Genomic DNA, 10329 nt, shown 5'->3' on the forward strand with positions numbered 1-10329 from the left:
GTCACCGAATCGGAAAACGGAGCTCATCGGATCCAGGACTCACTGAACGTTGTGCCCACATTTGCGCAAACCTTTTGCGTGGAGCAGCAGAATTATTTCCTTAACCTCAGCATGTTCATGCACGCGCTCCAGGTCGCACCGTATGTTTACAGCAAGTCCCCTTCTACAATCCTGGTTTCTGCAACACTAAAGCAATGTAACGCCTCAGATTTGGAGGACCACGTCTCCTGAGGAACCGCTCAATTGGTCCTTTGGAGGAGTCGTGGGAGAAATAGTTCGACATCTCGCAGCTTCGGACAGTAAATCCACAGGAATGGGCAATTGCGAGCAGCTCGCTCTTTGTGTACTCGCGGAAGTGGCCTGGATTCTCTACGTTTTCTCGAATCATCTCATAGGGATGTCGCCCAACCAAAAGCCGAAGACGCTTTTTCAGCGACGCGGCATTCGGTGTTTGCAAAATCAAAAATCCACCAGGACTCAAAAGGCTATATACGAACTCAAGGACAAGGGTCGGAGCCGTGTATAGATGTTCGAGGACTTCTGCCATAACGACCAGATCTGCCGGTGGAATTGTGATCCATCGCTCAGGGTACTGAGTATCGTTCAAATTGAAATGAAGGTGGCGGTGCTGATCAAACGATATCCCCTGTGGGAAATGTCCACCGCGACTCTCTGGTGAATCGAATCCCAACGTGACCACAGTGTCTTCTGTGAAGGTTACCCGCATCAATTCTGTGAAGAACGATGGTCCAATATCCAGGATTGTGATCGTTGGGAGATATCGGCCCAGTTCGTTCCGGATTGTTGCCACCATCTCAAGCAAGAATCCATACCGTTTGGCATGCGTGGCAATGTAGCTTTTGTAGTCATGGGAGTCTGTATCCAGCTTGCCGGAATTAAAATAATTGAGAATTTGGCCGGAGAGTGTAAGCCTCATCCCGATACCCGAAGCAGATTTGCAGCATGGTTCTTCGCTCAAAACCAATATCCTTTTCCACCGGCATTGAGTGTACAACTTCGTATGAATGCTGGCTCAGCCACCGGTTCCACCTGGGAGGGAGGCACAAGGCCGCTCAGAACGGAACACCCCCAACAGCTGGGAATCAGTTATTATCGCGTTGTGACAGAAGGAAAGCCACTGCCAGGGATGCCGCTAGCCTCCTCTATCGAGGACGGTTACACCCTCCTCAAACGCCTGAAACTGCGTATGATAGAGTCGGCAGTACACACCCCGGGCATCCAGAAGCTCTTGGTGGGTACCAGCTTCTACGATCTTTCCTTGTTCTAAGACCAGGACCCTGTGGGCGCGGATGATGGTTGAGAGGCGGTGGGCGATGACGAAAGTGGTTCGTCCTTCCATGAGGCGGTCCAAAGCATCCTGAACTAGGCGTTCTGACTCTGCATCGAGGGCCGACGTGGCCTCGTCCAAAATGAGGATCGGTGGATCTCGGAGGACGGCTCGGGCGATGGCGATACGCTGCTTCTCTCCGCCTGAGAGTCGCACCCCCCTTTCGCCGATCCGGGTCTCATACCCTTGGGGTAGCCGTTCGATGAACTCGGCCGCGTGTGCGATCCGCGCCGCCTCCTGAACCCGGTCCGACCTGACCCCCCCCTGGCCGTAGACGATGTTGTTGTAGACCGTGTCGTCGAAGAGGATGACCTCTTGCGTGACGATTCCGATCTGCTCCCGCAGGGAGCGGAACGTCACGCGGCGCACATCGGTCCCGTCAATTTCCACGCGCCCGGCGGTAGGGTCATAAAAACGTGGGATGAGGTCCACCAGGGTGCTCTTCCCGGCGCCGCTGGACCCCACGATGGCCACCAGCTGTCCCCCGCGAACCTCGAAGGATACATCCCCCAGGACCGGTCGGCTTCCGTCGTAAGCAAAAGACACACCCCGGAACGCAACGGCCCCTTGTACCCGCGACAGGGGAACAGCATCAGGAGCCTCCACGAGGTCCGGCCGGATATCCATCAGCTCGAATACTCGCTTTACCCCTGCCATCCCCCGCTGGATATGGTTGTTCATACCACCCAGGCGTTTGATCGGTGTGAAGATTGAGATCAGGGCACCCAGGAAAACCATGAACCCACCCAGGGTCAGGACCTGTTGCAAGACCAGATAGCTCCCAAAGACCACAACCCCCAAGATTCCAATACCCCCCAGGACCTCGAGAACGGGCCAGGAGAGCGCGGTTACCCGCGCGATCCGAATAGCGGCCCGGAAGGACTCTTGGTTCTTCCGGGCGAAGCGAAGCCGCTCGTACTCTTCCGCCACAAATGCCTTCACGATCCGGATACCCGTCAGGGCTTCCTGCAAGATGGTGTTGAGCTCGGCATACCGCTCTTGGACCAGCAAGCCCCGGTGACGGATCTTGTTGCCGAATCTGGCGATCGGAATGAAGAGCAAAGGGAGGACCAGGAGACAGAGGAGAGCGAGCTGCCATTGGAGGAGAAGGAGCAGGGCGCCGAAGCTCAGGATGTAGAAGGGCTCCCGAAGGGCTTGGCTGAAGGCAATGGTAACCGTCTCCCCCAGGAGGTTTACGTCCATCATGAGGCGTGACATGATCTCGCCGGTGGAGCGCTGATTGAAGAAACCCAGCGAAAGCCTGTGGATAGCAGCATAGAGGTCATTGCGGACGTCCATCATGACGTGCTCGGCGACGTAGCTCATCATGTACTTATGAATGTAAAGCAGGACGCCTTTTACGAGTATGAGAAGCAGCAGGAGCCCACAAATGGCGGCCACTACCGTGAGCTTATCCGCTTCGCGGACCCAGGAAAGGTTGTTGAGCAGAGGGCCCAACTGATTCTGTAGCGCCTTCGGCAGGCTGATAAAAGAAGGGGCGTCCTTTGGGGAGAGGACCAGGTCGAGGACCGGCTGGATCGTGCCAATGGAGACCGCGCTCAGGATCGCTACCAGCAACATGGCGAGAATGGCGAGGCACAACTTCCCCTTGTGGGGAAGGGCGTACCGCAAGAGGCGCAGGAACTCAGGCATGGACGATGACCCCTGTGGCGGCCGCGTGCAGCCGCCATACCCTTTCTGCTCCGTGGCTATCGGACGATGATGCGGCGCCGAGCTTCATATCACCCCGGCTTGCAAGAGGTCGTGCAGGTGGATCACCCCTTCGGGCTGACCCCCAGGATCGATAATGGGAAGAGAGGTAATCTTATATTGCTCCATCACCTGAACAGCTCGCGCACCTAGTTCGTCACTGTCGAGAACCTTGGGATGACGGGTCATGCACTCCCCGACCTTCCGATCGAGGAGATTAGCGTACTTCTCAAGGCCTCGTCGCAGATCACCGTCTGTGACCACTCCTATAAGCCGTCCTCCGGCATCGACCACCATCGTCATTCCGAGGCGCTTCGTACTGATCTCCAAAATCGCATCTCGCATCAACGTGTCTTCGGAGACGATAGGCAATTCGGGGCCGACGTGCATGAGGTCTCGCACTCGTAAGAGGCGGCGACCGAGCTGCCCTCCCGGATGGAACACTGCAAGATGCTCCGCCTTAAAGCCCCGCTTCTCCAAGAGGGCCAAAGCTAAGGCATCCCCCATGGCTAGCGCAGCCGTCGTGCTCGCCGTAGGGACAAAATTCAATGGACCGGCCTCTTCATCTACACTTACATCGATCGCTACATCGCTCTCTTTGGCCAGGGTAGAGTTCAGATTGCCGACAAGCCCAATCAGTTTGACACCGAAACGTTTTAGGGCGGGGAGCATCTCTACAATCTCTGTGGTGCCGCCACTGTTGGACACTGCCACAACCACGTCCCCCCGGACAATCATTCCGAGATCCCCATGACCACCTTCCGCTGGATGTACGTATAGGGCTGGGGTGCCTGTACTGGCCAATGTGGCCGCGAGCTTCTTAGCGATAAATCCGGACTTCCCCATCCCCGTCAGCACCACGCGGCCCTGGCATTCGTAGAGGATATCTACGGCTCGGACGAAGTCATCGTTTAGTCGAGGAATAAGGGCTGCCACTGCCCCAGCCTCAATCTCCAGGACTCGCCGTGCTCGCTCGAGGATCATCATGTCTCTCCTTTTGTTCGCTTCAGGCTCGTACCCTAGGGTTTTGCGGGAGAAAAGTCAACTGGAAATGGCGCCAGCACACACAATAAACCTTCTAGTCTCAGGGACTTGGCCTCGGCCCCAACATTTTCGGGGACCGCCTTGGCCTTCTAATGCAACTCCGGCACGACACGGATGAACGTCGGTCTAGCCCGGATTATTCACATAGAGTGAATAATCTGCCCTCCGGGCTTCGACTCCGCCCCGCGTGCGGGGCGTCGCTCAGGGCTAGCCTTGCGTCCCGCCGCAGCGGCGGGACGCATTATTCATGAAGACCCCGGTTCGTAAATAACACAGGCTAGACCTCCGATTCCAGGCCGTGGGCGCAAGCCTAAGTCAAGTTTACTTTTTCCCCTGACAAAAGTCGCGTATCCCTTCCGCGACGCGGGTGATTTCATCCTCGCTCAGTTCCGGGTACATAGGGAGCGATAGCGTCTCTCGGGCTGCTGTCTCCGTCACAGGAAAATCGTGTTCCTTGTAGCCGAGGTACTGATATGCCGGCTGCAAGTGAAGTGGAATGGGATAATACACACCGGTGCTGATTCCCCGTTGGCGGAGGTACACCTGAAGCCGATCCCGATCCTGAGCGCGGATGGTGTACAGTGCGTACACCGAGTTGGCATATTCCATGATTGGTGGAGTCGTTACCGGCTCGATATCCCTTAAAAGCTCGTCGTATTGCCGCGCATGCTTTCTTCTTGTTGCGTTCCATCCATCGACGTACGGGAGTTTCACCAGGAGCACCGCGGCTTGGATCGAGTCCATTCGAGCGTTCAATCCCTCTGTTTCATGGATGTACGGACCCGTCTGACCATGGTCCCTGCGTATCCGGATTTGCTCCACTGCCTTGAGGTCTTTGGTAACGACCGCCCCGGCATCCCCCAACGCCCCCAGATTCTTTGAGGGATAAAAGCTAAAGCAGGTCAGGTGACTCACGCTGCCAAGGCGACGTCCCTTGTACTCAGCCCCAGTCGCCTGGCAGGCATCTTCAATTATCGTCAGGTGATGGACTTGGGCAATTTGCTCTATGGCCTCAAGATCTGCCGACTGTCCGTACAGGTCTACCGGGATGACAGCCTTTGTCTTCTCGGTGATGACTTCCTCTATCTTTTCGGGATCGAGAGTGAATGGGCCAGGCAAGATATCCACAAAGACGGGCTTTGCCCCGACGCAGGTAATCGCTTCCGCCGTCGCGATAAATGTGTAGGGACTGGTGACGACCTCGTCTCCCTCACCAACACCAGCCGCGAGCAAGGCCAACTGCAAGGCCGCAGTTCCTGAGGAAACGGCACTGGTATAAGCCACTTCACAATATCGGGCGAAGGCCTCCTCGAATTTCTCAATAGATGTTCCCTTTACGAAGTGGCAGTCGGCGAGTATTTCAGCAATAGCGCGCTGAATCTCCCCCTCGAGTTGTCTCGTTTGCCTTTTGAGATCGATGAGAGGAATCATGCGACCTCGAGTCTCGTGATATCTATTCCCGCCCTTGACGGCTGATGATCGTGTCTAGGATACAGTGGCAAAGGGCTAGATGCACGATTTCGACGTGACCATAGGTGTCTGAAGGGACATAAAAATTCAGATCTCCCGCAAAGCGGAGCGGAGTGTCGGCAGAAAATCCCGCCATCGTAATCACTTTGCAAGCCTTCTCTTTTGCCACATTGACAGCCAAGAGGATATTTTCTGATCGGCCAGAGCTGCTGATTGCCACCAGCACATCCCCGGCATCGGCGAACATCTCGAAGGGCTTCGCAAATACCTGCGGGTACCCAAAGTCGTTGCTGACGCAGGTCAATAGCGAGGAGTCGTTAAAGGCAATCGCCCGCATGCCTCCATTCTTCCAATAGTCCACCGCTAGATGACTCGCAATAGCCGCACTCCCCCCGTTTCCAATAAATATCACCTTCCGCCCGAGCGACGTCTGGGTGAGGATAATGTCCATGCCAGCTGAAAGACCTTCGGAAAAGTCCAGTGATCTCTTCTTGGAGTCCGTCACCTGGACGCCGGAAAAGAGTGTTGCGATCTTTTCAAAATACTGGAGGATCGGTTCCCCCATTGCGAGAGCCCTCCATTTTTGAGAAAGAAGCCGCGGATAGTTTATCCGGTGCTCACGCCCTATTTCTTTAACTGAACACTTTCGGCCTGAAACCATGCTGCGGTTTCTCGAAGGCCCTCCTCAAGACTCAAGCCCGGTTCCCAGCTGAGGACCTTACGTGCTCGCCCAATATCTAAGACACTTCTACGTATCTCTCCCTCTTTCGGCGCTTCAAACTGACCCTCTTTCGAGCACCCGATAATGGTCGCAAGGTGATTTAATATTTCGACAACACTTGTCTCCCTTCCCGTTCCAATGTTAAATGTTGACGGTTCTCCCTGAAAGGCATCCCCACCTCGAAGAAGTAAATCCAGAGCAAGAATATTCGATCGGACGACGTCTCGGACATGTACGAAATCTCGCGTCTGATGTCCATCACCATAGATGACGGGATGCCTCCCTTGAAGCAATGCCCCGACGAAGATCGCCACGACCCCCGCTTCTCCATGAGGATTCTGCCGAGGACCATATACATTCCCGTACCGCAAAGACACAGAGCGGATCTGGTGTGTCACCCAGTAACACTCGAGATATTTCTCCACTGCTAGTTTGGCGATGCCATACGCATTTATGGGTTTCTGGGGGTGATCCTCAGTGGCCGGATACCATTTCTGATGACCGTATACAGCCCCTCCGCTTGAGGCAAAAATGAAATTAGGAATCCCGTATTTTCGGGCAAGCTCCAAGAGGTGGAGACTCCCCAAAATATTGATGCGTGCATCGTGGACCGGATCGGCGACGGATCGGCTAATACTTGCCTGCGCGGCATGATGATTCAACACCGTGGGTCTTTCTTTGGAAACAATCGCTTCAAGAGACGAATCTAATATATCTACCTCATAAAACCGTGCATCCGGATTTACGTGATTCCTCGATCCGGTCTCAAGGTTATCAACCACCACCACCTGGTGACCTGCCTCGATATACGCATCAACGACATGCGATCCGATAAATCCCGCCCCACCTGTAACCAGAACCTTCACCATAATCTTGGTTGTCAAATGACGTTGAGGGTCCAGAAACCTCAGCGTCCTATCCCGCAATACTCAATGCCGAGGGAACTCATTCCCTTCGGATCGAAGATATTGCGCCCATCCACGATCAGGGGCCGCCGCATCAGCTGTTTGATACGCGAAAGATCAAGGCGTTTGAATTCATCCCATTCTGTGACGATCGCGGCCGCGTCTGCACCATCAAGGGCGTCATAGGGATCGCTACAAAACTCTACCGACGGCAAAACCTGTTGCACCTTTGCCATTGCCTTCGGGTCGTAGGCCTTGACTCTTGCCCCTTCCTTCAAGAGTTTTCCAATGACCTCAAGGGCCGGTGAAAATCGAATATCATCCGTATTTGGCTTAAAGGAAAGTCCCAGAACAGCGATGGTCTTCCCGCGGATAATCCAAAGGCGATCCCGCAATTTCTCGATGAAGACGTTGATCTGGTCTTCATTGATGCGTTCCACTTCTTTGAGAAGCCTGAGATCACACCCATGTTTCTCACCAATGCGGACAAAGGCCTGAAGATCCTTTGGCAGACAAAATCCTCCAAAGCCAATTCCCGCATTGAGAAAGGCTCGTCCAATTCGCGGGTCCAGACCCATTCCTTCCGCTACCTTCGAAACATCCGCCCCAACTTTTTCACACAAAGCAGCAATGAGATTGATAAAAGAAATTTTTGTCGCCAGGAAAGAGTTTGATGCGTGCTTGATAATTTCGGCGCTGGCCATGTTAGTTACCAAGAATGGCACGTTACCAGCCTGAGGGCACTTCTGATGGATGGGACAAGAAAAGGTGCCTCGGATCACGGGATCATACAAAGTGCGAAGGAGCTGTTCTGCCTTCGGTCTTTCCACGCCGATCACGATGCGATCAGGATGGAGGAAGTCTTCCACCGCTGACCCTTCCCGCAAAAACTCAGGGTTCGAGGCAATATCATACTCAGCGGTTCCCTTCTGGCCATAAACCTGTAGCGTCCTATCAACCCAAAATCCGGTTTGGACGGGAACGGTACTTTTCTCGACAATGAGTTTATGGCCTTCGGCGACCTCAGCAATACGTCGCACGACAGTTTCAACAGAGGAGAGATCGGCCTCTCCATGTTCAAGAGGAGGAGTGCCCACGCAGATAAATATGATCTGGCATGATCGGACTCCATCCTCGATTTTCTCCGTGAACGTGAGTCGCCCTTCGTTGACTGCTTGGGCAATCACTTGATCCAAAAATGGCTCGTAGATCGGGACCTCGCCTTGAAGGAGCATCTGCACCTTCTCTCGGTCGTCATCAACGCCGACGACCGTATTCCCTATATGGGCAAAGCAAGCCGCGGTAACGAGCCCCACGTAGCCAACACCGACGACGCAGACTTCCATAGTTATCTCTCCAGGTATCCCCTTCCCGGTTTGCCCCGCGCGATTTCCTACTATCTGTCTTTCTTTCCTTCTCTTTCTTTCGTTAGGGAGGACGACATCGCTGCAAGCAGATTCCGAATGTCTTGTGCTCGAGACTTCGGACAGATCAGGAGGCCATGCTCTGTCTCCGCAATGATCAGATCCTGTAGTCCTATCGTGGCAACGACCTTACCTTCGCGTCCGTAGATAATGCAATTCGAGGTATCCACGCCCACGTGCCGGCCGATGACCACATTGTCCTCTTCATCCTTGGCAAAGACACGGTCCAAAGCAGTCCACGACCCCAGATCATCCCACTCGAATCGTCCGTGGACCATATAGGTGCTATCGGCCTTCTCCAGCACCCCGTGATCCATGGATATCTTTTCAAAGGTTGGATAAATCTCCGCAAGGAGGTTCCCGTACTCTGGGGCTTCCAGAACAGAGCGAATCCGCTCTAGCTTTGACCAGTGGTCCGGCAGATGAGTTCTCATCAACTGCTGGATGGTTCGATTATGCATCACAAAGATCCCTGCATTCCAGAAGTAATTCCCTGCTTCCAGATAGCGTTCGGCCGTCTCCTCATCGGGCTTCTCGCGGAACTCGAGGACCGCATGGATGCCGCCGCCGATCTCGGGCCCAATTCGCATATATCCGTATCCCGTCTCCGGGCGATCGGGTTTCACCCCTATGGTAACAATTCCGTCCCTCTCCTTGGCAGCCCGGACGGCCATCTCTAGCGAACCCAGAAATGCAGATGCATTCGGGATATGGTGATCGGCGGGGAGAATCACGACAACCGCATCAGGGTCCCGACGTTCGATGAACAGAGAGGCAAACCCGATGCAGGCGGCCGTGTTTCTGCCCACGGGCTCGCATATGAGATTCTCTCGAGGAAGATCCGACAACTCTTCTTGAACCAGGGCGGCATGCTGCTGGCCGGCAACCACGAACTGGCGGTCGATGGGAATCAGGGATTTAATTCGGTCTACTGTTTTCCGGAGCAGACTTGTCCCGCCCAGGAGGCGTAAAAACTGCTTGGGGCAGTCTGGCGTACTCAGAGGCCAAAACCGTTCCCCCGAGCCTCCAGCCATGATGACCGCGTATACATCGTGGTTCATTGGGTTAGTTGGGTTTGTTGGATTCATTGGGTTTGTACAGTTCATGGAGCCCGGTTTCAGGTGTTAGGTGCTGGGCCTTAGGCATCACCAATCACCAACCACCGATTACTCCTCACTAATCACTCGCGTGTCTGCACGCTTGTAGTCGTCCTCAAGGCGAACGATATCTTCTTCGCTAAGCAGCTCGCCTATTTGTACCTCAACTATCGCGAGGGGGACCGACCACGGGTTTTCCAATCGGTGAACAGTCCCCACTGGGATTACAAAAGATTCGAGGGGACCAAGTTCCAGTACCTGTTCTCCCACGATGACCCGCGCTCGTCCGGAGACAACAACCCAGTGCTCGCTCCGGTGATGGTGAAATTGCAGGCTGAGGCGATGTCCAGGCCACACCTCGATAAGTTTCACCTTATACCCTATTCCTTCGTTTAAAACAGTCCATCTACCCCAGGGACGCTCTTCCACTAGCTGCGATGACATCGCCCTCTTCTCAAGAGATCACGCCCAGATCCCTCTGGACTGTGGTTAATTGATTTTCCAGAAAGGACCGTAGCCGTTGCATCCTTTCCTGCGAAGAGGCTTCAAAGCGAAGGATCAATGCGGGTTCGGTGTTGCTCGCGCGAATCAGCCCCCATCCGTTCTTCCC

General features: G+C 54.5%; 10 protein-coding genes. All 10 read right to left on the bottom strand.

The window, feature by feature from the left end:
• Positions 1–163 precede the first annotated feature (163 nt).
• Positions 164–979: a methyltransferase domain-containing protein gene (locus O6929_10710; protein MCZ6480856.1), complete on the bottom strand. Its 816-nt coding sequence runs from the start codon at positions 977–979 to the stop codon at positions 164–166.
• A 174-nt stretch (positions 980–1153) separates the two neighbouring features.
• A complete protein-coding gene (locus O6929_10715; GenBank protein MCZ6480857.1) occupies positions 1154–3001 on the bottom strand; it encodes an ABC transporter ATP-binding protein in 1848 nt (615 codons plus the stop codon).
• Between the two features lie 84 nt (positions 3002–3085).
• Positions 3086–4042 carry a KpsF/GutQ family sugar-phosphate isomerase gene (locus tag O6929_10720; protein ID MCZ6480858.1) on the bottom strand — a complete coding sequence of 319 codons (957 nt, stop codon included), beginning with the start codon at positions 4040–4042 and terminating at the stop codon, positions 3086–3088.
• Between the two features lie 381 nt (positions 4043–4423).
• Complete coding sequence (locus tag O6929_10725; GenBank protein ID MCZ6480859.1) at positions 4424–5533, bottom strand: DegT/DnrJ/EryC1/StrS family aminotransferase; 1110 nt, start codon at positions 5531–5533, stop codon at positions 4424–4426.
• A 22-nt stretch (positions 5534–5555) separates the two neighbouring features.
• Positions 5556–6137: an SIS domain-containing protein gene (locus O6929_10730; protein ID MCZ6480860.1), complete on the bottom strand. Its 582-nt coding sequence runs from the start codon at positions 6135–6137 to the stop codon at positions 5556–5558.
• Between the two features lie 59 nt (positions 6138–6196).
• Positions 6197–7162, bottom strand: coding sequence for an NAD-dependent epimerase/dehydratase family protein (locus O6929_10735; GenBank protein MCZ6480861.1), 966 nt, complete (start codon positions 7160–7162; stop codon positions 6197–6199).
• 38 nt (positions 7163–7200) lie between these two features.
• Positions 7201–8544 (bottom strand): UDP-glucose/GDP-mannose dehydrogenase family protein, encoded by a 1344-nt coding sequence (locus tag O6929_10740; GenBank protein ID MCZ6480862.1) that lies wholly within the window; start codon positions 8542–8544, stop codon positions 7201–7203.
• 50 nt (positions 8545–8594) lie between these two features.
• Complete coding sequence (locus O6929_10745; protein MCZ6480863.1) at positions 8595–9710, bottom strand: mannose-1-phosphate guanylyltransferase; 1116 nt, start codon at positions 9708–9710, stop codon at positions 8595–8597.
• A 78-nt stretch (positions 9711–9788) separates the two neighbouring features.
• Positions 9789–10163 carry a phosphomannose isomerase type II C-terminal cupin domain gene (locus tag O6929_10750; GenBank protein ID MCZ6480864.1) on the bottom strand — a complete coding sequence of 125 codons (375 nt, stop codon included), beginning with the start codon at positions 10161–10163 and terminating at the stop codon, positions 9789–9791.
• Between the two features lie 10 nt (positions 10164–10173).
• Positions 10174–10329: phosphomannomutase (locus O6929_10755; protein ID MCZ6480865.1), on the bottom strand; the 156-nt coding region annotated here is incomplete at its 5' end.

This window comes from Candidatus Methylomirabilota bacterium, assembly GCA_027293415.1.
Taxonomy (GTDB): Bacteria; Methylomirabilota; Methylomirabilia; order Methylomirabilales; family CSP1-5; genus CSP1-5.

Coding starts and splice junctions, on each gene's coding strand:
- O6929_10745 (MCZ6480863.1), bottom strand. CDS start 9,710: ATGAATCCAACAAACCCAACTAACCCAATGAACCACGATGTATACGCG.
- O6929_10730 (MCZ6480860.1), bottom strand. CDS start 6,137: ATGGGGGAACCGATCCTCCAGTATTTTGAAAAGATCGCAACACTCTTT.
- O6929_10740 (MCZ6480862.1), bottom strand. CDS start 8,544: ATGGAAGTCTGCGTCGTCGGTGTTGGCTACGTGGGGCTCGTTACCGCG.
- O6929_10725 (MCZ6480859.1), bottom strand. CDS start 5,533: ATGATTCCTCTCATCGATCTCAAAAGGCAAACGAGACAACTCGAGGGG.
- O6929_10715 (MCZ6480857.1), bottom strand. CDS start 3,001: ATGCCTGAGTTCCTGCGCCTCTTGCGGTACGCCCTTCCCCACAAGGGG.
- O6929_10720 (MCZ6480858.1), bottom strand. CDS start 4,042: ATGATCCTCGAGCGAGCACGGCGAGTCCTGGAGATTGAGGCTGGGGCA.
- O6929_10735 (MCZ6480861.1), bottom strand. CDS start 7,162: ATGGTGAAGGTTCTGGTTACAGGTGGGGCGGGATTTATCGGATCGCAT.
- O6929_10750 (MCZ6480864.1), bottom strand. CDS start 10,163: ATGTCATCGCAGCTAGTGGAAGAGCGTCCCTGGGGTAGATGGACTGTT.